This is a genomic window from Flavobacterium artemisiae (genome assembly GCF_042678225.1).
GTDB lineage: Bacteria > Bacteroidota > Bacteroidia > Flavobacteriales > Flavobacteriaceae > Flavobacterium > Flavobacterium artemisiae.
This window is the reverse complement of sequence record NZ_JBHUDZ010000018.1, coordinates 787,205-811,036: the sequence shown is the minus strand read 5'-3', so window position 1 is coordinate 811,036 and position 23,832 is coordinate 787,205. Positions and strand designations below refer to the sequence as shown.

The 23,832-nt window shown below is 34.8% G+C and carries 18 protein-coding genes; 13 read left to right on the top strand and 5 right to left on the bottom strand.

What is annotated here, in order from left to right; genetic code table 11:
• Positions 1 to 108: 108 nt before the first annotated feature.
• Positions 109 to 1,530, bottom strand: coding sequence for an aminotransferase-like domain-containing protein (locus tag ACFSC2_RS23340; protein ID WP_379813510.1), 1,422 nt, complete (start codon positions 1,528 to 1,530; stop codon positions 109 to 111).
• 110 nt (positions 1,531 to 1,640) lie between these two features.
• On the opposite strand from ACFSC2_RS23340, the gene ACFSC2_RS23335 reads away from it, so the two are divergent.
• The 7 genes from ACFSC2_RS23335 to ACFSC2_RS23305 all read left to right on the top strand — a co-directional run bounded on the left by ACFSC2_RS23335 (position 1,641) and on the right by ACFSC2_RS23305 (position 12,139).
• Positions 1,641 to 2,555, top strand: a complete 915-nt coding sequence (locus ACFSC2_RS23335) for an EamA family transporter (RefSeq protein ID WP_379813509.1) — start codon at positions 1,641 to 1,643, stop codon at positions 2,553 to 2,555.
• A 238-nt stretch (positions 2,556 to 2,793) separates the two neighbouring features.
• Positions 2,794 to 5,055: an acyl-CoA dehydrogenase family protein gene (locus ACFSC2_RS23330; RefSeq protein ID WP_379813508.1), complete on the top strand. Its 2,262-nt coding sequence runs from the start codon at positions 2,794 to 2,796 to the stop codon at positions 5,053 to 5,055.
• 235 nt (positions 5,056 to 5,290) lie between these two features.
• The gene (locus ACFSC2_RS23325; protein WP_379813507.1) at positions 5,291 to 6,877 is read left to right on the top strand and encodes a DUF6377 domain-containing protein; all 1,587 of its coding nucleotides are present in this window, start codon (positions 5,291 to 5,293) and stop codon (positions 6,875 to 6,877) included.
• 206 nt (positions 6,878 to 7,083) lie between these two features.
• The gene (locus ACFSC2_RS23320) at positions 7,084 to 9,300 is read left to right on the top strand and encodes a glycoside hydrolase family 3 C-terminal domain-containing protein (protein ID WP_379813506.1); all 2,217 of its coding nucleotides are present in this window, start codon (positions 7,084 to 7,086) and stop codon (positions 9,298 to 9,300) included.
• A 290-nt stretch (positions 9,301 to 9,590) separates the two neighbouring features.
• The gene (locus ACFSC2_RS23315; RefSeq protein ID WP_379813505.1) at positions 9,591 to 10,238 is read left to right on the top strand and encodes a DUF1349 domain-containing protein; all 648 of its coding nucleotides are present in this window, start codon (positions 9,591 to 9,593) and stop codon (positions 10,236 to 10,238) included.
• 123 nt (positions 10,239 to 10,361) lie between these two features.
• Positions 10,362 to 11,507, top strand: a complete 1,146-nt coding sequence (locus ACFSC2_RS23310; protein ID WP_379813504.1) for an acyltransferase family protein — start codon at positions 10,362 to 10,364, stop codon at positions 11,505 to 11,507.
• 110 nt (positions 11,508 to 11,617) lie between these two features.
• On the top strand, positions 11,618 to 12,139 hold the full coding sequence (locus ACFSC2_RS23305; protein WP_379813503.1) for a hypothetical protein: 522 nt from the start codon (positions 11,618 to 11,620) through the stop codon (positions 12,137 to 12,139).
• A gap of 41 nt (positions 12,140 to 12,180) precedes the next feature.
• On the opposite strand, the gene tyrS is transcribed toward ACFSC2_RS23305, so the two are convergent.
• The 3 genes from tyrS to ACFSC2_RS23290 all read right to left on the bottom strand — a co-directional run bounded on the left by tyrS (position 12,181) and on the right by ACFSC2_RS23290 (position 15,235).
• Positions 12,181 to 13,386 carry a tyrosine--tRNA ligase gene (gene tyrS, locus ACFSC2_RS23300; protein ID WP_379813502.1) on the bottom strand — a complete coding sequence of 402 codons (1,206 nt, stop codon included), beginning with the start codon at positions 13,384 to 13,386 and terminating at the stop codon, positions 12,181 to 12,183.
• 432 nt (positions 13,387 to 13,818) lie between these two features.
• On the bottom strand, positions 13,819 to 14,925 hold the full coding sequence (locus tag ACFSC2_RS23295) for an NADH:flavin oxidoreductase (RefSeq protein WP_379813501.1): 1,107 nt from the start codon (positions 14,923 to 14,925) through the stop codon (positions 13,819 to 13,821).
• A 7-nt stretch (positions 14,926 to 14,932) separates the two neighbouring features.
• The gene (locus ACFSC2_RS23290) at positions 14,933 to 15,235 is read right to left on the bottom strand and encodes an ArsR/SmtB family transcription factor (protein ID WP_306157868.1); all 303 of its coding nucleotides are present in this window, start codon (positions 15,233 to 15,235) and stop codon (positions 14,933 to 14,935) included.
• A 272-nt stretch (positions 15,236 to 15,507) separates the two neighbouring features.
• Between ACFSC2_RS23290 and ACFSC2_RS23285 the strand changes: the two genes are divergently transcribed.
• The gene (locus ACFSC2_RS23285) at positions 15,508 to 15,996 is read left to right on the top strand and encodes a TlpA family protein disulfide reductase (protein ID WP_379813500.1); all 489 of its coding nucleotides are present in this window, start codon (positions 15,508 to 15,510) and stop codon (positions 15,994 to 15,996) included.
• Between the two features lie 261 nt (positions 15,997 to 16,257).
• On the opposite strand, the gene ACFSC2_RS23280 is transcribed toward ACFSC2_RS23285, so the two are convergent.
• Positions 16,258 to 16,638 carry a hypothetical protein gene (locus ACFSC2_RS23280; RefSeq protein ID WP_379813499.1) on the bottom strand — a complete coding sequence of 127 codons (381 nt, stop codon included), beginning with the start codon at positions 16,636 to 16,638 and terminating at the stop codon, positions 16,258 to 16,260.
• A 212-nt stretch (positions 16,639 to 16,850) separates the two neighbouring features.
• Here ACFSC2_RS23280 and galA point away from each other — a divergent pair, with 212 nt between their 5' ends.
• From galA to ACFSC2_RS23255, 5 genes are all read left to right on the top strand, one after another.
• Positions 16,851 to 19,664 (top strand): beta-galactosidase GalA, encoded by a 2,814-nt coding sequence (galA, locus tag ACFSC2_RS23275; RefSeq protein WP_379813498.1) that lies wholly within the window; start codon positions 16,851 to 16,853, stop codon positions 19,662 to 19,664.
• A 188-nt stretch (positions 19,665 to 19,852) separates the two neighbouring features.
• Positions 19,853 to 20,722, top strand: coding sequence for a helix-turn-helix domain-containing protein (locus tag ACFSC2_RS23270; RefSeq protein ID WP_379813497.1), 870 nt, complete (start codon positions 19,853 to 19,855; stop codon positions 20,720 to 20,722).
• Positions 20,723 to 21,031: 309 nt separating this feature from the next.
• A complete protein-coding gene (locus ACFSC2_RS23265; RefSeq protein WP_379813496.1) occupies positions 21,032 to 21,436 on the top strand; it encodes a cupin domain-containing protein in 405 nt (134 codons plus the stop codon).
• 208 nt (positions 21,437 to 21,644) lie between these two features.
• Positions 21,645 to 22,697 (top strand): NAD(P)-dependent alcohol dehydrogenase, encoded by a 1,053-nt coding sequence (locus tag ACFSC2_RS23260; RefSeq protein WP_379813495.1) that lies wholly within the window; start codon positions 21,645 to 21,647, stop codon positions 22,695 to 22,697.
• Between the two features lie 98 nt (positions 22,698 to 22,795).
• Positions 22,796 to 23,779, top strand: coding sequence for an aldo/keto reductase (locus tag ACFSC2_RS23255; RefSeq protein WP_379813494.1), 984 nt, complete (start codon positions 22,796 to 22,798; stop codon positions 23,777 to 23,779).
• The last annotated feature ends 53 nt before the right edge of the window (positions 23,780 to 23,832 follow it).

Genomic DNA, 23,832 nt, shown 5'->3' with positions numbered 1-23,832 from the left:
TTCTCTCGCAGATTGAGCAGATTTTTTTAAATATTTAAAGTCAAGGAAATCCTCAAAATCTGCTCAATCTGCGAGAGAAAAATACTTTGTCAAAAACTGTAAATTCATTTACAACTGTTTGTGAGCCAATTTCCCCAGAGTCTGAATCGCAATTCTCAATTCATTAGACCAAGGAAGTCCAAAACTCAAGCGCATACAATTTGAAAACTGATTTTGAAAAGAAAAAATTCTTCCCGGTGCAATGCTGATATTATGCTGTAATGCCTGATGATAAAATGCAGCCGTATCAATTTTTTTATCCAATTCAACCCAAAGAAAAAATCCGCCTTGAGGCTGACTCACTTTTGTTCCCGGCGGAAAAGATTCTAACACCGTATTAATATAATTGGTACAGTTTCGATTTAAAATCTGACGAATCTTACGCAGATGATTTTCATAACGTCCATTTTTTAGAAAATCCCCCACAACTTCATGTGTTATAGTAGGCGAGGAGATTGTATGATACAATTTTGTTCGCAGAATTTCTTTTTTGAATTTTCCTGGTGAAACCCATCCGACACGATAACCCGGTGCTAAAGTTTTAGAAACCGAACTGCAGCAAAGTACAATGCCACTTTCGTCGTAAGTTTTACAATTTGTCGGACGGCTTGAACCGAAATACAAATCGCCGTGAATATCGTCTTCAATCAACGGAACATTATAAAATTCCATTAATTTAACTACTTCTTTTTTGTGTTCAGCAGGCATAGAGTTTCCCGATGGATTACTAAAGTTGCTCATTAAAAAACAAACTTTTACCTTTTTAGTAGAAAGTGCTTTTTTCAGGGCTTCCAATTCTATTCCCGTAGTCATATTTGTTGGAAGCTCCATTACATACAATCCAAGCGATTTTGCCAATTGTAAAACCCCAAAATAAACAGGACTTTCTGTAATTATTGTATCTCCCGGTTTTGTCAAAGTCATTAAACAATCCGAAATTGCGCTTATACAGCCCGGAGTTGTGATAATATCTTCTTCTGTCAACGAACCGCCCCAAGAAAAAGACCAGCGTGCAATTTCTTTTCGCAGATTCGGATTTCCCTGAATATCTTCATAACTCGTTCCGCTGTTTGGAAGCGATCGCATCGCCTGAAGCATTCCTTTATTTAATTTGGCAATTGGAAGCAGTTCGTTTGACGGAAAACCAAGCGAAAGCATCGTTACGTCTTTTTTCATGTCACCGTAAACCAAATCAATCAAATCTTCACTTTCTATATTTTCGAGGCTCAATGCAGGTCTGCTGGACGAAGGTTCTGCAATAATTCTTGCCGAAATATTACTCACATAATAACCCGACTGCGGTCTTGATTCTATAAGCGAACGGCTCTCTACTTCATAATATGCTTTACTCACAGTACTCATGCTGTAACCCGTTTCGGCACACACTTCGCGAATAGAAGGCAGTTTGTCGCCCACGTTTAATACGCCGGATTTTATCTGTTTTTCGATTCGGTCGGCAAATTGCAGGTATAAGAAATGAGAATTTTTCATAAAAAATAAAAAACTGTTATGGTGCAATTTACAAAAACTGTATCTGTATTGCTGTTTTATTTTTTAGAAATTTGCTTCATCAAAAGAAATAAAATCAAAAGCAATTTTTTGTGAAAACAACAAAGTATTACATAGCAGCAATTTCGGCCTTTATTACATGGGGACTTTTCAGTTTGGTTTTAAAACCAATACACGATTATCCATCATTAGATATTTTGTTTTTTCGTGTTTTTAGCTGTGGTATTTTAATGGTTTTAATTGCTCTTTTATTCAAAAGAAAACAAATAAAGGAAACAGCTGTCATTTTTAGAGCTTTACCAAAATCAGAAAAAAGGAAATCGATTTTGCTTAATATTGGCGGAAGCGCATTTTTGATGGCAAACTGGTTCACCTTTATTTATGTGGTAAATCATGTCAGCGTAAAAGCAGCTTCTTTGGCCTATTTGGTTTGCCCAATTTTAACGACTTTACTGGCTTATTTTATATTAAAAGAAAAACTGCTGAAAACGCAATGGCTTTCTGTAGGGTTAAGTATTTCAGGCTGTATATTGCTTTCATACAGCGATATAATGGATATGTTTTTTAGTATCATTATTGGTTTAACGTATGCAGCTTATTTAGTAAGTCAGCGTGCCAATAAAGGTTTTGACAAGTTTATCGTTTTGACTTTTCACATCACATTAGCAGCTTTGTTTTTACTGCCTTTTTATCCAGCATACGGCGGACCAGTTCCAACTGAATTTAAATTTTATTTCTGCATAGAAACGATCGCAATCGTATTTACAATAGTGCCGCTTTTCTTAAACCTGTACGCGCTTTCGGGAATCAATTCGTCAACAGTGGGGATGTTGTTGAATATCAATCCAATGATTGCTTTTGGATTAGCGGCTTTTGTTTTTAAAGAAAATATTACTCCGCTTCAAATAACAGCATACGGAATTATTTTTGCGGCAGTGTTGGTTTTTAATTCACATCATATTTTTGCCATAAAGCAGAAATTAACCACAATATCCAAGGGTTCTTAACTCTTAGTTTTCATATTTTTTATTGGTTTAAAATCGAAAATTACCAGAATCTTAACAGGATATTTAAGCAGGAATGATTATTTTTCATTCCTGTTTTTTTATGCGATAAAGTGTAAAAAGAATAGTCGCAGATTACACTGATTAAAGGATTTTTCCGCCACAAATGCGAAAAGACAGTAATCCATATAATCAGTGTAGTCTGTGGCAAAAAAACTATTAAAAACCGAATACTATTGATATGAAAAATACCAAACTTCAAGCCTTTACGCCATTATTTTATTTAGTGTGGTCAGATGATTTATTGACACAGAAAGAATTTTCAACTTTAAAAGATTTTATCAATTCTTTGAATGTTTTGTCTGCTGATGATAAAGACTATTTACTTTCCAAAGTGGATATTTCGAATCCGCCTTCGCGAAATGAACTTGCACAATGGAAATTAGACATTGAAAAAAGTATTCAAGATGCATCTTCTATCAAATCGATTTTTGATATTGCTAAAGCACTTTCAGGAAGCGAATTAGATTTAACACCGATAGAATCTGATTTTACAAAATTAGAAAATGATTTGGGAATTTTGGGTGAAGAAGCATTACAAAACTTCAAAACCAAAGCTGGTTCATTTACAGCAAATTCAGAAACAAATGCCAGTTTTGATATTCAGAAAATCACAGAATTGCTGGATGGGAAAGAAGCTTCAATCATTAAAAAAGTAAAATCGGTTATTTCAAGACCTGAATTTGCTTATGAAACTTCTACTGATATTAATGTTTTCAGACAAACCGTTTACAATTGGTGTAAAATTTTAGCTGATGAAAACCTCGGAAGCATGGCTTATCCCAAAGAATATGGTGGAGGAGGAAATGTAGAAGATTATTTTGCCATAATGGAAACGTTGAGTTACCACGATTTGAGTCTGGTAATTAAATTCGGTGTTCAGTTCGGACTTTGGGGAATGAGCGTTCAGTCTTTAGGAACCGAAAAACATTATGCTAAATACTTAAAAGATATTGGTTCGTTAAAACTTCCTGGTTGTTTTGCCATGACCGAAACACACCACGGATCTAATGTAAAAGGTCTTGAAACTACAGCAACTTACAATCATAATGATAAAACTTTTACGATTCACACGCCTTATAAAAATGCCCAAAAAGAATATATCGGAAATGCTGCTGTTCACGGTCAAGCCGCAACGGTTTTTGCGAAACTAATTATTGACGGACATGATTATGGTGTTAATGCCTTTGTAGTGCCTTTGCGAGATACAAACGGAAATGTTTTAGACGGTATAACCATCGGAGACTGCGGTCATAAAATGGGATTAAACGGTGTTGACAACGGAACAATTAGCTTTGATAATGTTGTAATTCCGAAAGATAATATGCTAGATCGTTTTGCTTCTGTGAATGATAAAGGTGAATTTGAGAGTCCGATTCCAAGTGATAATCGTAGATTTTTTACCATGTTAGGTACTTTGGTTGGAGGAAGAATCGGGATTCCGCGTTCGGCTTTAGCAGCAGCAAAATCTGGACTAACGATTGCCATTCGCTACAGCGATCAAAGAAGACAATTTGGGCCAGAAGGAGGTTCTGAAGTTCCGATTTTAAATTATAGAATGCACCAACGTAGATTGTTACCGCATTTAGCGAAAACTTATGCTGTTCATTTTGCATTACAATATTTAACCAGCAGATTTTTAAATAGAACCGAAGCCGAAATGCAAGAAATAGAAGCTTTGGCTGCGGGAATGAAATCGTATTCTACCTGGAGTACCAGAGATATTTTGCAAGAATGTCGTGAAGCGTGCGGCGGAAAAGGATATTTGTCTGAAAATAGAATCGATGCCTTAAAAAACGATACAGAAATCTATACGACTTTTGAAGGGGATAACACTGTTTTAATGCAGTTGGTTGCCAAAAATCGTCTGGCAGAATTCAGGAAATCTTTCGGAGAAATGGGTTCGCTTGGAATCATTAATTATGTGTATGAAAATGCTAAAACAGCAATCGCAGAGAAAAACCCAATTGCAACACGCAGAAGTGATGACGAGCATTTACTAGACGGCGAATTTCATTTACAAGCTTTTGTTCACAGAGAAAAAACAATTTTAGCTTCGGCAGCAAGACGTATCAAAAAATTGATTGACGGTGGTTTAGAACCTTATGATGCTTTCAACGTTGTGCAGCACCAAATGATTGATGTAGCGCAGGCGTATTTAGAGCGAATTGTTTTAGAGCAATTTCAAATCGCTTTAAAATCGGTTGAAGATGAAAACTCTAAAGCAATTTTGACTAAATTATATCAACTGTACGCGCTTTCACAAATAGAAAAAAATAAAGGCTGGTATTTAGAAGACGGTTATATGGAGGCTGTAAAAACCAAAGCTGTCCGCAAATTGGTTAATCAGCTCTGTTGGGATATTCGTCCAGATGCCGTTGCTCTGGTAAATGCATTTGATATTCCAGAAAGCTGTTTATCGGCACCGATTGCGAGACAATAAGTATTCTTTGCCACAAATTACACAAATTTGCGCTAATTTTTCTCACCGATTTTAAATTATAATTCGTGTAAATTCGTGTAATTCGTGGCAAAACAAAAAACTTAGAACCTTAGCAACTTAGTATCTTAGCATCTAAAATCATTATATTTGTTTTCCTAAACTATCTATTTTTTTTCCAGTGAAGAACCACCTTTTACTGTTTTGTGCTTTTTTATTTAGCATTCCAACCTTCGCATTGGATAGCGAAGATGTTATTTTGGCGAAACTAAATGACGCTCTCAAAAACAAACAACATTACGTAAAGCTCAAAGAAGAGCGAATTTTAAACTTTAAGAAAATAAAATCGGAAAGTTTAACCCCCGAACAAGAATATAATTACAATAAAACATTATATATAGAGTATCAGAAATTCAATTCAGATTCGGCTATTCGATATGTAAAAAAGAATGTTCGCATTGCTGAAGCACTTCAGAATACAGCACTTTTAAATCTGGCAAAACTGGAATTGGTTACGCTTTATTCTTCTTCTGGAAAATATCGTGAGTCCGAAACACTTATAAAAAGCATCAATAAGAAAGATTTGCCTCAGGATTTATTGCCAAATTATTACATTTCTTATCGGGAATTTTTTGAGCATTATGCTGCCAACAGTTATAATGATGAATATCGTCAGCAAATTGCAAAATATCGTGATTCGCTTTTAATGGTTTTAAAACCAAATACTTTAGATTATCAAATTAATAGGATTACGCAAGATATCTTTTTAAAAAAATACGTCAATACGGAAAAACAGCTAAAAGATTTATTGAAGGTTACGAAAGAAGATAATCCGCAATATGCGATGATTACTTATCTTTTAGCAAAAATATATGAAGCGACGAATAATCTGGAACTCAGAAAAACATATTATGCGCTTTCTGCTACATCAGATTTAAAAAATGCGAATAAAGATAATGCTTCGCTGCAGGAATTAGCCTCCGTTTTTTATGAAATTGGCGATGTCGACATGGCGTACAAACTGACACAGTCGGCAATTGAAGATGCACTTTATTGTAATGTCCAGTTCAGGACGCTTTTAATGTCTGAAGTATATTCGATTATCAATACCGTATATCTAGAAAAGGAAGCAAAGCGAAAAACCGAATTGCAAATTTATTTATTGTGTATTAGTTTACTTTCGCTATTCTTAATAGTTGCAGTCATTTACGTTTATATTCAAATGAAAAAAGTTTCCAAAATTCGATCAGAATTGTTTGAAACCAGTCAAAAATTAGCAGAATTAAACAAAGATATTACCGAAACCAATCAACAGCTTCAGGAAAAGAACTCACAATTGTCGGAGTCCAATCATGTAAAAGAAGAATATATAGCACACTTTTTCAGTCTTTGTTCGGCATACATCAATAAATTAGAAAATTACCGCATTATTCTAAACAAAAAAGCCACTGCCAAACAGTTTGACGAAATTTATAAAATATTAAAATCAACGACTTTGGTTGATAATGAATTGGAAGAATTATACAAGAATTTTGATATTATCTTTCTGAATTTATATCCCACTTTCGTGAAAGACTTTAATGCGCTGCTGATTCCTGAAGAACAAATTGTATTAAAACAAAATGAACTTTTAAATACCGAGCTTCGAATTTTTGCACTCATTCGTCTCGGTATTACCGACAGTGTAAAAATAGCGGCATTTTTGCGTTACTCATTAAGCACGATTTACAACTATCGAACAAGGGCTCGAAATAAAGCGGCAGTTTCGCGAAATGATTTCGAAGAAATGGTCATGAAAATAGGTTCAATAGCATTGAAAATTTAAAAATTTATTTCAAAATCACTACTTTTTTTGATTTAAAAATATATTTAAATAATTGTAAATCAATATTTTAATTTTTTAAGTCACTACTTTTTTGCGTTTAAAATTCTAACATGTACGATAACGTTTTAGTTTTACATTATGATTAAAAGGTACTTTTGACCACTAGTACTTTTTTGGTAAATTATAATGCTTTAATAAATACTGTTATGTTTAAAAACGTTAAAACAATTGTTGTTTTACTTTTGCTGACTTCTTTGGGAGCAAATGCCCAAAACAAAGTTCCAGTTTATCTAGATGATAAAAAGCCGATTAGTGAGCGTGTAGAAGATGCGCTGAAAAGAATGACAACCGAAGAGAAAATTGCGATGATTCATGCGCAGTCAAAATTTAGTTCTCCAGGTGTTAAGCGTTTGGGAATTCCAGAAAACTGGATGACAGACGGACCACACGGAATTCGTACAGAAGTAAAATGGGACGAATGGGATCAAGCAGGATGGACAAACGATTCTTGTATTGCTTTTCCCGCGCTTACAGCACTTTCTGCAACTTGGAACAAAGAATTGGCTTCTCTTTACGGAAAATCAATTGGAGAGGAAGCTCGTTTTCGTAACAAAAACGTATTGTTAGGGCCAGGAGTAAATATTTACAGATCTCCATTAAATGGTCGTAACTTCGAATATATGGGAGAAGATCCGTTTTTGACTTCAAAAATGGTAGTTCCTTATATTAAAGGAGTTCAAGCAAACGGAGTTGCAGCATGTGTAAAGCACTTCGCATTAAACAATCAAGAAACCAATCGTAACTCTGTAAACGTAGTGGTTGATGATCGTGCTTTATATGAAATTTATCTTCCAGCTTTTAAAGCAGCCGTTCAAGAAGGTGATGCTTGGGCAATTATGGGAGCTTACAACAAATACAAAGGACAGCAATGCTGCCACAACGAATATTTGTTAAACGATATTCTTCGCGGAGAATGGGGGTTTAAAGGAGTTGTGGTTTCAGACTGGGGAGGTGTAAATGATACGAAACAAGCTATCCACAATGGTTTGGATATGGAGTTTGGTTCTTGGACAAACGGACTTTCTTGGGGAACAAGCAACGCTTATGACAACTATTATTTAGCAAAACCATATTCTGAAATGATCAGAAAAGGAGAAGTTGGAACTAAAGAATTAGATGAAAAAGTTCGTCGTATTCTTCGTTTATCTTTCTTAACTACAATGGACAGAAACAGACCTTTTGGTTCTTTTGGAACTCAGGAACATGCTGATGCTGGCCGTAAAATTGCTGAAGAAGGAATTGTGTTACTTCAAAACACAAATAATATTCTGCCAATCAATCTTTCTAAAACAAAAAAGATTGCTGTAATTGGGGAAAATGCGATTAAAATGATGACTGTAGGTGGAGGAAGTTCTTCGCTTAAAGCAAGATACGAAATCACACCGTTAGAAGGTTTAAAGAAAAGAATCGGAAACCAAGCTGAAATTGTTTATGCAAGAGGTTATGTAGGAGATCCTACAAGTAATTATAATGGGGTTGTGGCTAAAGTTAGTTTAGAAGAAAAACGTCCTCAATCAGAATTAACTGCAGAAGCTTTAAAAATTGCTAAAGATGCAGATATCGTTCTTTTTATTGGAGGTTTGAACAAAAGTGAAAACCAAGATGATGAAGGACACGATCGTAAACATTTAGAATTGCCATATGGTCAGGATAAATTAATCAGCGAATTAGCGAAAGTAAATAAAAACATTGTTTTCGTAAATATTTCTGGAAATGCTGTTGCAATGCCTTGGATTAAAGAAGTTCCGGGAATTGTTCAAGGATGGTTTTTAGGAACAGAAGCTGGAAATGCTTTGGCAAATGTTTTAGTTGGAGATGTAAACCCTTCTGGAAAACTATCTTTTACTTTCCCTGTAAAATTAGCTGATAATGGCGCACACGCTTTAGGCGAATTTCCAGGCGGCGATGAGGTAAAATACAACGAAAGTATTTTTGTAGGATACCGTTGGACAGACAAACAAAAAATTAAACCGTTATTCTCTTTTGGTCACGGATTAAGTTACACCACTTTTGCTTACGGAAAAGTTACTGCTGATAAAAAACAAATTACGGCTGGAGATAAAATCACTTTCTCAGTAACGGTTAAAAACACAGGAAGCAGAGAAGGATCAGAAGTTGTTCAGTTGTATATCACAGATTTAAAATCTTCATTACCACGTCCGATAAAAGAATTAAAAGGATTTGAAAAAGTTTCGCTTAAAGCGGGAGAAGAAAAAACAGTAAGCATTACAGTTGATAAAACAGCTTTAAGTTTCTTTGACGATAAAAAACATGACTGGGTTGCAGAACCTGGAGATTTTGAAGCTTTGATTGGAGCTTCTTCTACAGATATAAAATCTAAAGTGAATTTTTCGCTTAAATAGTTTTTATTATTTCTAAACTTTGGTTGGTTGGTAGAGCTGCAATGGTAAAAGTTGCAGCTTTATTTTTAAAATGATTTTACCATTAATACATTAATATTAGTTTTACCATTAAGACATTAAGTTTCATTAAGAAAGCCTTATTTTTGAATATTTCCAGGATAAGATTCATTAACTCAAACTTAGTATTCATTCAAGAAAAGCTTTGTTTTCTTGAAATATTTAGGCAATACTATTTATGAATTCCAGCTTAATTCTCTTAATCTCTTAATGGTTAAAAAAAATAAAACGACATGAAAAAAATTACACTTGCACTATTGACTTTATTTTTTGCGCAGCATATTGCAGCGCAGACTCTGAATAAAATGCAATGGTTTAATGAACCTGAAAAATGGGAAATTAAAAACAATGCATTAATTATGAATGTTACTGCAAACAGTGATTACTGGCGTATTTCGCACTACGGATTTACTGTTGATGATGCACCATTTTATTACGCTACGTATGGCGGTGAATTTGAAGCAAAAGTAAAATTGACTGGAAATTATATCGCCCGTTTTGATCAAATGGGATTAATGATTCGCGTAGACGAAAAAAACTATATAAAAACCGGCGTCGAATTTGTTGACGGAAAATTTAATGTAAGTACAGTAGTTACACACGACAAAAGCGATTGGAGTGTAACGACGTTAGACAAAGCACCACCTTTTATCTGGATTAAAGTTGTTAGAAGATTAGATGCCGTAGAAGTGTTTTATTCTTTTGATGATAAAAATTACATCATGACGAGAAATGCACCGTTGCAAGACAACACTCCAGTTATGGTTGGATTAATGGCTGCATCGCCGGACGGAAAAGGTTTTGAAGCCAAATTTGAAAACTTTACTGTAAAACATCTTCCAGACCAAAGAAGACTGGAATGGCTTAAGAATCATCAGTAAATTAAGCTCCAATTTTTAAAATTCCAAATTCCAAACTCAATTGTGGTGCTGTAAAAATGTCGAAAATCTAAAATTTTCAATCTAATAGCTGCAATTAAAAAACTTAACCAAAACTAAATATAAATGAGTTCAATTTCATCTGATATTAAACCAAAGAAGCATTATGAAATACTTGACGGACTCCGTGGCGTTGCTGCTATTCTAGTCGTTGCTTTTCATATTTTTGAAGCGCACGGCGGCGGAAATCGTTTTGTGCAAATTATCAATCACGGATATCTTGCCGTTGATTTCTTTTTCCTTTTATCAGGATTTGTTGTTGCTTATGCTTACGATGATCGTTGGGAGAAAATGACACAATGGGAATTTTATAAACGAAGATTAATTCGTTTACAGCCAATGGTAATTATGGGAATGATTATCGGAGCTGTTTTTTACTATCTGCAGGCTTCTGATATTTTATTTCCGATGATTGCCGGAATGGAACTTTGGAAAGTTATCCTGACAATGATAATTGGTTTTACGTTACTTCCAATTCCGCCTTCATTAGAAATTAGAGGCTGGGGAGAAATGCATCCGTTAAACGGTCCCGCCTGGTCACTTTTCTTTGAATATATTGCCAATATACTTTATGCCGTATTATTTAGAAAATTTTCTAATAAAGTAATGACAATCTTTGTTTTAATCTTCGCAGGATTATTAATCAATTACACCGTTTTTGGACCAAAAGGTGACGTAATCGGAGGCTGGTCTTTAAACTTAGAACAAATGAATGTTGGTTTTACGCGTTTATTGTATCCCTTTTTTGCCGGCGTATTGTTATGCCGTTTAGGAAAATTAATTCATTTAAAAGGCGCTTTCTGGATTTGCAGTTTAATGATTACTGCTGTTTTGGCAATGCCTAGAATTGGAGATGAAAACAGTTTGTGGATGAATGGTCTTTACGAATCTTTTGTTATTATTTTAGTATTTCCTCTAATTGTAGCAATAGGAGCAGGAGGAGAAATCAAAAATCCGTTTTCATTAAAAGTCTGCAAACTTCTTGGCGATATTTCGTATCCAATTTACATCACACATTATCCGCTTATTTACTGGTACACGGCTTGGGTTGTAGACAATAAAGTTTCGCTGGCAGATGGTTATTACGTTGGATTAAGTGTTTTATTGGCTAGTATAATTTTAGCTTTTGTATGTTTAAAAATATATGACGAACCTGTACGCAACTGGCTTCAGAATAAATTTCAAAAGCAAAAACCGGCTTCGGCTTTATAATTTTTTTAGAGTTTGTAATTTTTGTTAGTTACAAATTGTTAAAAGGGATGAAAATACTGTATTTCATCCCTTTTTTAATTTAAATTTATAGCGTTTTTAAAAATAAAAAAATGTCTCCATTAGAAGAAACCCATAATATGCCGATTTATCAAAAGGCAGAACAAATTTTTCAGCTTACACAGGGACTTATTCAGATCGTTCCGTTAGAAGATGAATTTTTGCAAGAAACAGTTGTAAAATTTATGGCAGAAAATGCCATGCTTATTCCGGTAAAGATCGCTGGTGCAGAAGGCGGTGATTTATATGATCTTAGAATGGAAAACGCGGCCATAATTCGAAAAGCCGCGAGAGAATTATATGTACAAGCAGGAAGCCTTCGTTTTGCAGAAGGAATTCGCGACAAAGATTACATCGAATTACTGCGAAGCACAATCGATGAATTTAGACTTTTGTTTATAGACTGGGTTGCAGGATTTGATCAATGGAATTACATTAAAGACAGCTGGGGATTATTTAATCCGCCGGGAGTATATGCACATGATAAAGATCCAGACGAAGATATTCCGTTCAATCTCAACGAATTTTTAGAGTTGGGAGATGACGATGATAACGATGACGACGATGATTTCTAAATATCAAAAGGGATGAAAAATTACTTTTCATCCCTTTTTTTCTATTTCAATTCGTAAAAATCCCTTTTTCCGATTTTAATTTTGGTATTCGCTTTAATTTCAACAACCGCATTTGGATCTGTAATTTTAATAGAATTGATTTGAACGGCACCGCTTTCAATCAATCTGCGGTTAGCCGATTTACTAATTTCGGTTTTAATCTTCGAACACAATTCAATCAAAGAAATAGTTTCTGTTTTTATTTCTAATGAATGAATCATGATCGGCACAAAAGATTTCGCTTCAGCATTTTTACTCTGAAACTGATTGATAAAAAACAATGATGCCTCTGTCGCTTTTTCTTCAGAATGGTATTGTGTAATAATGTTTTTTGCAATCAGTTTTTTAATGTTCATTGGATTTTCATTTTGCTCCAATCGCTCTTTTAAATTTTGTTTTTCATCTAAAGAAAAATCAGTTGTCAATTCTAAAAACTCTAAAATGAGACTGTCAGGAATCGACATCGTCTTACCAAACATTTCGTTTGGTTCATCAGTCAGACCAATAATATTATTTAGTGATTTACTCATTTTTTCTTTGCCGTCAAGTCCTTTCAATAAAGGCATACACATGACAATCTGTGGAGACATTTTAAAATTCTCCTGTAATTGTCTTCCCATTGTACAGTTAAAAAGTTGATCTGTACCGCCCATTTCGATATCCGCATTAATTTTTACCGAGTCAAAACCTTGCAGAATTGGGTAAACCAATTCGTGCATAGCGATCGGTGTATTTTCTACAAAACGTTTATTAAAATCATTTCGATGCATTAACTGCGCCACTGTAACATTAGACATAATCTGAATCACTTCAGAAAAAGAAAGTGTATCAAGCCATTCAGAATTAAAAACAATTTTAGCCTTTTCTACATCGATAATTTTAGATAACTGCTTAATGTACGTTTCGGCGTTAAGCTGTACATCTTCGGCACTCAAAGGTTTTCTGCTTTTGTTTTTTCCCGTAGGATCGCCAATTCTAGCTGTAAAACTTCCGACCAGAATAACGATTTGATGTCCTAAATCCTGAAATTCTTTCAGCTTTTTTAAAACAACAGCATGACCCAAATGTAAATCGGGAGCCGTTGGATCAAAACCCAGTTTGATCACTAATTTCCTGTTTTCTTTTTCCGCTTGATTTAATTTTTCTTCCAGACCATTTTCGGGAAGAAAGATTGCTGCATTTTCTTTTAATTTTTGAATTGTTTCCATTTTTTTGAAAATAAAAAAGCCCGGACAAAATGCCCGGGCTTTAAGGTTATATAATTTTATATCTGTTATTTTACGATAGTAAATACGTTGAATTATAAGCATAGCCAATCCGAGCAGTTATTACTTGGTGATAATAAGTGCTGAAAAATGGAAGGCGTAATATGCTGTTCAAGAATTTCATAAGACTGCAAAGATAAATGTTTTATTCTAAATTTTTAATTCGTTGGGTGAAATACAATAAATAAAATCGAATTTGATCTGCTTTAATCTGTATAAATCTGCGTGAAAAATTGATGCGCAAAAGTATTTCACGCAGATTTTAAAAGATTTAAGCAGATTTGCACAGATTTAAATCTAAAAAAAAATAAAAAAGGTCCAAAGGAAAAACTTTGTCCCTTTGAACCTCTGTAACTTTGTCTCTTTAAAAAAAACTTATTCTAAAACTAAAGCTCCTAATGCTTCTTTGCTGAAACCTTTTAATTCAGAAGTTTTTCCAGCTTTAATTTTAGCCACCCAATTTGGATCTGATAAAAGCGGTCTTCCAACAGCAACCAAATCAAAATCGCCTCTATCAAAACGTCTGTTTAATTCGTCAAGCGAAGTTGGTTCTGAACTTTCTCCAGCAAAAGCACCAAAGAAATCACTTGATAAACCAACAGAACCAACAGTAATAGTCGGTGCTCCTGTAACTTTTTTAGCCCAGCCGGCAAAGTTTAAATCAGAACCTTCAAATTCCGGTTCCCAGAAACGACGCTGCGAAGCGTGTACAATATCGACTCCGGCATCAACAAGAGGAGTAAGCCACGCTTCTAATTCCTGCGGATTTTTAGCCAATTTATAATTATAATCAGAAGGTTTAAATTGAGAAAAACGCATAATTACAGCGAAATCATTCCCAACTTGTTTTCTAATTTCTTTTACAACTTCAATTGCAAAACGGTTACGTTCTGGAAGTGTTTTTCCTCCGTAAATATCTTCACGAAGATTGGTTTCGGCTCTAAAGAATTGGTCAATTAAATAACCATGTGCACCGTGAATTTCGATAGTATCAAAACCTAATCTTTTAGCATCAGCGGCAGCTTTACCAAAAGCAAGAATGGTGTCCTCAATATCTTTTTCAGTCATTGAAATACCATTTCTAAAATCAGGACGGTTTAATCCAGACGGTCCCTCAAACGGAACTGGCGGTACCCATCCAGAATGATGGTTGTCCATAATTCCCATATGCCAGATCTGCGGTCCCATTTTACCACCTCCAGCGTGAACTTCATCTATAACTTTTTTCCATCCATTTAAGGCTGTGTCGCCATAAAAATGAGGAACATTAGCGTCGTTTGATGATGAAGGTCTGTCGATTACAGTTCCTTCAGATAATATTAAACCAACTTCACCTTCAGCTCTTTTTTGGTAGTAAGCCGCTACTTCGTCAGTTGGAAATCCGTTTGGAGAAAAAGAGCGCGTCATTGGCGCCATTACGATTCGGTTTTTCAGATTTAACGTTTTTAAGTTAAATGGAGAAAACAGGTTGTTTGTACTCATAGTAATTTTACAAATTAGATTGAATTAATTTACTAAGTGCTTCAAAGGCACCTTCGTTGCGTTTATAATAAGTCCATTGTCCAACGCGTTTGGCTTCGATAAAACCAGCGCGCTGTAAAATAGACAGGTATTCTGATACTGTAGATTGTGTTAAACCAGCCTTTGCCTGAATCTGCCCAACGCAGACTCCATGCTCAAATCCGGCGTGTTGCAACTGATCGGGAAAGTTAATTTCGGGTTCTTTAAGCCATTCCAGCATTTGCAATCTGGATTTATTGGATAAAGCTTTGAATATTTCTATCGTTTCCATGCCGCAAATATATCGACTTTTCCCGATATACCAATTTCCCGATATGCTTTTATGAAAATTTTATGATTGGAGTGGGAGAAAGTGCTGTTGAGGAAAAGAATTTTATAAAAGAAAATTTATATTTGTTTTTTGATAAATCTCGCAAAGCCACAGAGGCGTGAAGAGAAATTAAACCATATAAGTTATATAAGTTCATTTTAGAAAAACTTAAATTTCCTTATATAACTTATATGGTTAAGAAAAAGCCCCAAACAAATAAACTTAATCAAATTATGAAAAAAATCTACTTCGTGTTAACCTTGACATTCTTCAATTTATTAATAGCCAACGCACAAGTCGTAGGAACTGATATTGGAGATATCGCTCCAGAAATTGACCTGCCAGATGCAAAAGGAGAAAAAATAGCAGTTTCTTCTTTAAGAGGTTCTTTGGTTTTAATAGACTTTTGGGCTTCATGGTGCGGGCCATGTATTAAAGAACAGCCTTTGTTAATAAAACTACACAATGCTTACCCTGATAAATTATCAATTTACGGAGTTTCTATGGATACTAAAAAGCCATTGTGGACAGGAGCAATCGCAAAAGGAAAATTGCCTTGGATAAACGTAAGCGACTTAAAATATTGGACTTCACCAGTTGTTGGAGATTATATGCTGCAGTCTGTTCCGTTAAACTTTCTAGTTGATAAAAATGGAATTATTATAGCAAAAAATATTCATGGTAAGGCTTTAGAGGATAAGATAACTAGTTTGTTGCAATAGTTTTTTAACCGCAAAGAGCGCAATAAAATTAAACCATATAAGTAATATAAGTTCATTTTAGACAAACTTAAATTATCTTATATTACTTTTATGGTTTTAAAAAAAACTTTGCGTAGCGACTTTGCTAGATTATTTCGCTCAATCTTTACGTACTTAGCGTAAACTCTTACGTTATTTACGGTTAAAAAAAAAAAAGAAAAATTCCAATCGAAATTGTAACTTCAATTGGAATTTGGATTTTTAATCTTGGAATTTTCGAATTTAAGACTCTTTAATAACTTTCTTTACACCTCCAAAACTCGTTTTCATCATTTCTCTGATTTGAAACTGAGTCTTGTTTCCTGCGGCCTTTTTCCAATCTTTAAGATCATAAATATGAATTTGATCTGCGTAAGGATTCGTTACAAATGAAATCCTCGAAATCGTGTATTTATAATATTTCAGTTCGTGAGACACATGTCGATTAGGAACTACAATTAGTATATTTTCCCAATTTAAAAAGTCTTTCGGAACATCTTTTCTTTCTAACAATCCTAAAGATTCAAAAAAAGCCATAATCTTTTGATCATTAAGCTTATTTATCTTATGATCAAGGGATTTAAAAGTACTTTGGAGCCTATTTTCATTAATAATAGTACTCATAATGGTAATTGCTTTTTAAGATTTAGATATAAAATTACATCAAAAGAAAATCATTTTTGAAAGTTATGCCGTTAGATTCATTCTAAATTTTGAAAACCATATTAAAAGCATTGATATGAATGGATTATCAGATTTTGATAAAATACTATTACTATATCAAAATCGAAAACTTTAATTTTATCATTACTGATTTTTACTAACAATCCCTTTTTATGAAAACCACATTTCAGAAACTGCTTTTCTATACTTCTTTTTTAATCTGTTTTACAGTTTTGGCTCAAAAAAAATCAGAAAGAGAACTGATTTTGATTGACAAAGACTGGCGGTTTTCTTTCGGACATTTATACGATACAAAAAAAGATTTCGGTCATGCCGAAGGTTATTTCTCTTATTTAACTAAAACAGGATTTGGAGACGGACCTGCCGCGAAAGATTTTGACGATCGCGCGTGGCGAAAATTGGATCTTCCTCACGATTGGGCAGTAGAACAGCCTTTTAGCGAAAGCGCAAGTTTCAGCCACGGATTTAAAGCAGCGGGAAAGAACTATCCAGAAAAAAGCATCGGCTGGTACAGAAAAAAAATTACGATTCCGAATGAAGATTTGGGGCGTATTATTTCATTAAAATTTGATGGTGTTTTTAGAAATTCAAAAGTATTTTTCAACGGATTTTATTTAGGAACTCACGAAAGCGGTTACAACGGATTTGAATATGACGTTACAGCTTATGTAAATTACGGCGGAGAAAATACAATAGTTGTTCGCGTTGATGCTTCGATGGAAGAGGGTTGGTTTTATGAAGGAGCGGGAATTTACAGACATGTTTATTTGCAGAAAACAAATCCGATTCACGTTGTGGCAAATGGAACATACGTAACTTCTGAACTTAAAAATAATGACGCTGATGTGATTGCAGCTGTCACAATTGAGAATAAAGGAAATTTTAAAGGTGCTATAGAAATTACACAAACTGTTTTTGATTCTAATAATAAACAAGTTGCTCTTGGATCGGAAAATGTTTTGGCTCCGGAATTTTATCAAAAGGCAAATTACAGTTCGAAATTATATATAAAAAAACCGCTTTTGTGGGATCTTGATTCGCCAAACTTATATCATTTACAGACCCAAATAAAACAGGACGGAAAAGTAATTGACAATTATGAGACTTCTTTCGGAATTCGATCAATTGAATTGAATCCTGAAAAGGGCTTTTTCTTGAATGGAAAACAGGTAAAGCTAAAAGGAACCAATAATCATCAGGATCATGCCGGAATCGGAACGGCGGTGCCAGATGAAATTCAGTATTACAGAATTAAAAAACTGAAAGAAATGGGGTCAAATGCCTATCGTTGTTCGCATCATCCACCAACTCCGGAACTTTTGGATGCTTGCGATAAACTCGGAATGCTGGTTATTGATGAAACCCGTTTGATGGGAATAAACGATTATCATTTGAATGATTTACAGCAAATGATGGAACGTGACCGTAATCATCCGAGTATTTTTTGCTGGTCGGTTGGTAACGAAGAATGGCAGATTGAAGGCGGTATCACAGGAGAAAGAATCACCCAAGTGATGCAGCATTTTGCTAAAAGCATTGATCCGACAAGACCAGTTACGGTAGGAATCAGCAGCGGATTTAAAAGCGGGATTTCGTCTGTTGTTGAAATTATGGGCTATAATTATTTAGGCAACGGTGATATTGATGCACACAGAAACCAATTTAAAAATCAGCCGGGAATGGGAACTGAGGAAGGTTCAACATTTGCAACGCGAGGTATTTATTTTACAGATGATGTCAAGCACTATCAAAGTGCGTACGATAAAAAACCGCGTCCGACGTTTTACAGTATTGAAGAAGGATGGAAATTCTATGCCGAAAGACCCTATCTGGCCGGAATGTTTATCTGGACAGGTTTTGATTACCGAGGAGAACCAACTCCGTACGGCTGGCCGTCTGTAACTTCGTATTTCGGAATGATGGATGTCTGCGGTTTCCCGAAAGACAATGTTTTTTATCTGAAATCTTGGTGGGGAAAAGAACCTGTTTTGCATTTATTGCCACACTGGAATTGGAGTGGGAAAGAAGGTCAGGAAATTGATGTCTGGGCGTATTCGAATTGTGATGAAGTCGAACTTTTTCTAAACAAAAAAAGTCTAGGAAAAAAGAAAATGGAATTGAACGGTCATTTAGAATGGAAAGTAAAATACGTAGCCGGAACGCTTGAAGCAATAGGTTATAAAAACGGTAAAAAAGTTTTAATGGAGATCCAAAAAACAACTGGAAATCCTGAAGCTGTAAAATTATCTTTGGACAAAGAAAATCAACCAAATTCAAAAGTGAGTGTGATTACAGTAGAAGTTACCGATAAAAAAGGACTTCATGTTCCAACAGCTGATAATGAAATTACATTTGATATAAAAGGAGGAAAAATTTTAGGTGTTGGAAACGGAAATCCAACTTCTCTAGAAAATGACCAGTTTATTGATGACTTAGAAATGGTTTCGATTATGAATTTGCAAGAGCAAAAAGGGAATACCACAGATCTTTCTTTAAAATCAAATTATAATGAAAATGAATGGATAACCGCTTTTAAAGATCGCAATTATAAAAATCAGGCGCCATCTTATATCTACAAAGGAAATTTTGAATTGAAATCAGTTTCAGATAAAAATCAAGTACATTTCTTTTATAAAAAAATCGGAATTGCAGCCGAAGTTTACATTAACGGAAATAAAATAAATCCAAGCGCAGAAGATCTTCAGAAATATGTTTTGGATGCTAAAATTTTAAAACAAGGAAATAATTCGATTTATATTATCACAACGCCTTTACAAAAAATAAAAGATTGGGATGTAATGAATACCGATCCAGGAATTATTCAAGTTATTACGCCGGCAGAATCATGGAAAAGAAAGCTTTTTAATGGTTATGCGCAAATCATTATTCAGAAAGATGAGAATGCTAAAGAAGTTGTTTTGTCTGCTTCTGCAAAAGGATTACGAGCCGGAAGTTTTAAAAATTAATTTTAACCGCAAAGAGCGCAAGGATTTACGCAAAGTACACAAAGAATAATAAAACTTTGCGCCCTTGCGACTTTGCGAGATTCTAAAAAAAACTTTGCGTAAATCCTTGCGTGCTTTGCGGTTAAAAAACTTGAAACCTGAAACAAAAACATCAATAAAATATTATTTGATTTTCATAACTTTGCAAAATGAATAATCAGACAGATATACAGAATTGCGATTTCACTTCAGATTTGAAGATGAAAGGATTTAGAGTCTATCCTATAAATGGGGATTTTAGTAAGGTTCCGGTTTACAGCAGACGAGATTTTTATAAAATCTGCATCAACACCAGTAAAAGCATCATTCAATATGCCGATCGCGGTATAGAAACCGACGGGACAATTCTGTTTTTTGGCAATCCGATTATTCCGTATTCTTGGGAAACAGTTTCGGAGAAATTTGAAGGTTATGCCTGTGTTTTTACCGAAGAGTTTTTAAAAACAAACGATCGTTCGGAAACACTTCACGAGTCGCCTTTGTTTAAAATCGGAGGAACACCAATATTTTCTTTAAATGCTGAACAAAAGGTTTTTATTGATTCATTATTCCAAAAAATGATAACAGAATATGAAACCGATTATGTTTTTAAAGACGATTTGATGCGCAGTTACATCAATCTGATCATTCACGAGTCGATGAAAATGCAGCCTTCGGATAATTTCTTTAAACATAAAAATGCTTCTTCCAGAATTACTTCCTTATTTTTAGAATTATTAGAAAGACAATTTCCTATTGAGACCAAAGATCAGCCTTTGACTTTAAAAACGCCTCAGGATTATGCGCAAAGTCTTGCCGTACATGTCAATCATTTAAATCGTTCTGTAAAAGAAATTACAGGAAGACCCACAACGGCACATATTACCGACAGAATTATCAACGAAGCAAAAGCTTTATTACAGCATACCGATTGGAGCGTTTCGGATATTGGTTATTCGCTTGGATTCGAATATCCGAGTTACTTTAATAATTACTTCAAAAGACTTACTGGAACGGTTCCAAAATCGCTTCGAATGTAAATTGTTTGAATTTCATAATTTTTTGTTTGAATTTTATTATTTCAGGACTTTAGTATTGCACTACATTTGTCCCTGAAATAACAACGAATCTTTGTATCAGTTTTTGAATGACTAAATAAACACTTCATAAAGCGGCGTCAGCTTTACTGTTTAGTTTTAAATTTTGATTACAGCCTAACATTTACATTTTTACGCATTAATTAAACTCAAATTCTCATTCGAAAAGAGATTCGATCCGTTGATTATTTTACTGAAATAAGTTTATCAATAAAATTCAAACAAATTATTAACCCGAAAAACAACGAAATTATGTCGACACAATTCACAGCCGTAACAGAAGAAGGTAAAGTTCCAAACACTTATATGACAGGTGAGGTGTCATATAAAAAACAAACCAGCGAAATTCACCCCGAAAACACGACAATCAAAGACGTCTCTTTTGAACCTTGCGCAAGAACCAACTGGCACAGTAATGCAAGCCTGCAATTGATTATTGTAACGCAAGGCGAAGGATATTATCAGGAAAGAGGCGGAAAAATTAATTTATTACAAAAAGGTCAGGTTTTAACGATTCTTCCGGGAATAGAACATTGGTATGGAGCGACACCAGAAAGCTCGTATTCGCATATTACCATCGTAACAGAAATTGACAAAGGTTCAGGAACTTGGATGGAAAGCGTTACTGATGAAGAATATTATTCTTTAATCTTCTAAGTTTCTAGGATGCTTAGTTGGTAAGCAGTTGGATTGAGATTTTTTCACGCAGATTTTATTGATTAAGGCAGATTTTATTTTTTGATTAAGCTAAAATAATCGAAATTTATATAAATATCTGAAAGTCAATATAGATAGGCTGGATTTCTATTGCCTTTTTGTAAAGTAAACTTGAAACCTGAAACAAAAAAATAACAAACTATAAAAAATGGAAACAAAAAACATCAAAGCCTTTGGTACAGAAGCTGCCGAAGCACCATTAAAAACATTAGACATTCAACGTAGAGAAGTATTGGCGCACGATGTCGAAATCGAAATTTTATATTGCGGTATCTGTCATTCTGATTTGCATACAGCTAGAAATGAATGGCATGGCACCATATATCCGATTGTTCCGGGACACGAAATCGTAGGACGCATTACAAAAGTGGGCGATCATGTAAAAGGTTTCAAAGTAGGCGATTTAGCCGGAGTTGGCTGTCTGGTAGATTCGTGCAGAGAATGCGAACATTGTAAAAATGATTTAGAGCAATTTTGTGATGAAGGAAATATACAGACTTTTAATTCGCCAGATAAACATTTAGGCGGACAAACTTATGGAGGTTATTCTGAGAGTATTACAGTTGACGAAAGATTCGTTCTGCATATTTCAGACAAATTAGATCTTTCTGCTGTTGCGCCGTTATTATGTGCAGGAATTACAACATATTCTCCATTAAAACACTGGAAAGTAGGTCCTGGGCAGAAAGTGGGAATCGTTGGAATCGGCGGACTTGGACATATGGGAATCAAAATAGCAAAAGCAATGGGTGCTCACGTTGTAGTATTTACTACGTCTTTATCAAAAACAGAAGATGCAAAACGTTTAGGAGCAGATGAGGTTGTATTATCTACAGATGAAGCACAAATGGCACAACACGCCAGAAGTTTAAACTTTATTTTAGACTGCGTTTCTGCTAAACATGACATTGATGCGTACTTAAACTTACTTAAAGTAGACGGAACATTAACACTTGTTGGAGCTCCAATGGATCCGCTTCCTGTAACTTCTTTCAGTTTGATTTTAGGAAGAAGAAGTTTCTCAGGTTCGTTAATTGGAGGATTAGCAGAAACTCAGGAAATGCTTGATTTCTGTGCAGAACACAACATTACATCTGATGTTGAAGTTATTGGTGTCAATGACGTAAATGATGCCTACGAAAGATTATTAAAAGGAGATGTAAAATATCGATTTGTGATTGATATGGCGTCTTTAAAATAGGTTCAAAGTGACAAAGGTTCAAAGGTACAGAGGTTCTTAATGAAGAAATCTTTGAACCTTTGTTCCTCTGAACCTTTGCATCTAATAAACAGCAACAAATGAAAACACGTAAACTAGGAAATAGCGGTCTGGAAGTCTCAGCATTGGGGCTTGGCTGTATGGGAATGAGTTTTGGATATGGACCAGTTCAGGACAAAAACGAAATGATCAATCTGATTCGTTCGGCGTATGAAAAAGGAATTACTTTTTTTGATACTGCAGAATGTTACGGACCATTTTTGAATGAAGAACTTTTGGGAGAGGCTCTGGCGCCTTTTCGTAATGAAGTTGTAATTGCTACTAAATTCGGTTTTTTGGAAGGCGATTCTAAAAAAGGATTGGACAGCCGTCCAGAATGGATTAGAAAAAGTATTGAAGGTTCATTAAAAAGATTAAATACCGATGTAATCGATTTGTATTATCAGCACCGAGTTGATCCAAATGTACCGATTGAAGACGTAGCCGGTACGATTAAAGACTTGATTCAGGAAGGAAAAGTAAAACATTTTGGTATGTCGGAAGCTGGAGCAGAAAGTATTCGCCGTGCGCATGCAGTTCAGTCTGTAACGGCATTACAAAGTGAATATTCACTTTGGTGGAGAAATCCCGAAGAAGAAGTTTTTCCAACTTTAGAAGAACTAGGAATTGGTTTTGTGCCTTTTAGTCCATTGGGAAGAGGTTTCTTGACTGCAAAAATTGATGAAAAAACGCAATTTGACAGCACCGATTTTAGAAATTCGTTACCACGTTTTACTCCAGAAGCAAGAAAAGCCAACCAGACGATTGTGGATTTAATTACAAAAATGGCTTCTGAGAAAAGCGTAACCAATGCACAAATTGCTCTTGCATGGATTTTAGCTCAAAAATCTTGGATTGCTCCAATTCCAGGAACGACTAAATTACATCGTTTAGAAGAAAATCTGGGAGCAGTAAATTTAGAACTTTCAGCACAAGATGTTGCAGCTTTAACAGAAGCGGCTTCAAAAATTACAATAGAAGGTTCCAGATATCCACAGCATCTGCAGAACACAGTGGGGAGATAAAATTCTAAGCTTCTGAGATACTAAGATGCTAAGAGTCTAAGCTTCTGAGATGC

Coding starts and splice junctions, on each gene's coding strand:
- ACFSC2_RS23290 (WP_306157868.1), bottom strand. CDS start 15,235: ATGGAAACGATAGAAATATTCAAAGCTTTATCCAATAAATCCAGATTG.
- ACFSC2_RS23295 (WP_379813501.1), bottom strand. CDS start 14,925: ATGAGTACAAACAACCTGTTTTCTCCATTTAACTTAAAAACGTTAAAT.
- ACFSC2_RS23310 (WP_379813504.1), top strand. CDS start 10,362: ATGAGTTCAATTTCATCTGATATTAAACCAAAGAAGCATTATGAAATA.
- ACFSC2_RS23305 (WP_379813503.1), top strand. CDS start 11,618: ATGTCTCCATTAGAAGAAACCCATAATATGCCGATTTATCAAAAGGCA.
- ACFSC2_RS23315 (WP_379813505.1), top strand. CDS start 9,591: ATGAAAAAAATTACACTTGCACTATTGACTTTATTTTTTGCGCAGCAT.
- tyrS (WP_379813502.1), bottom strand. CDS start 13,386: ATGGAAACAATTCAAAAATTAAAAGAAAATGCAGCAATCTTTCTTCCC.
- ACFSC2_RS23270 (WP_379813497.1), top strand. CDS start 19,853: ATGAATAATCAGACAGATATACAGAATTGCGATTTCACTTCAGATTTG.
- ACFSC2_RS23255 (WP_379813494.1), top strand. CDS start 22,796: ATGAAAACACGTAAACTAGGAAATAGCGGTCTGGAAGTCTCAGCATTG.
- ACFSC2_RS23265 (WP_379813496.1), top strand. CDS start 21,032: ATGTCGACACAATTCACAGCCGTAACAGAAGAAGGTAAAGTTCCAAAC.
- ACFSC2_RS23285 (WP_379813500.1), top strand. CDS start 15,508: ATGAAAAAAATCTACTTCGTGTTAACCTTGACATTCTTCAATTTATTA.
- galA (WP_379813498.1), top strand. CDS start 16,851: ATGAAAACCACATTTCAGAAACTGCTTTTCTATACTTCTTTTTTAATC.
- ACFSC2_RS23320 (WP_379813506.1), top strand. CDS start 7,084: ATGTTTAAAAACGTTAAAACAATTGTTGTTTTACTTTTGCTGACTTCT.
- ACFSC2_RS23260 (WP_379813495.1), top strand. CDS start 21,645: ATGGAAACAAAAAACATCAAAGCCTTTGGTACAGAAGCTGCCGAAGCA.
- ACFSC2_RS23280 (WP_379813499.1), bottom strand. CDS start 16,638: ATGAGTACTATTATTAATGAAAATAGGCTCCAAAGTACTTTTAAATCC.
- ACFSC2_RS23330 (WP_379813508.1), top strand. CDS start 2,794: ATGAAAAATACCAAACTTCAAGCCTTTACGCCATTATTTTATTTAGTG.
- ACFSC2_RS23340 (WP_379813510.1), bottom strand. CDS start 1,530: ATGAAAAATTCTCATTTCTTATACCTGCAATTTGCCGACCGAATCGAA.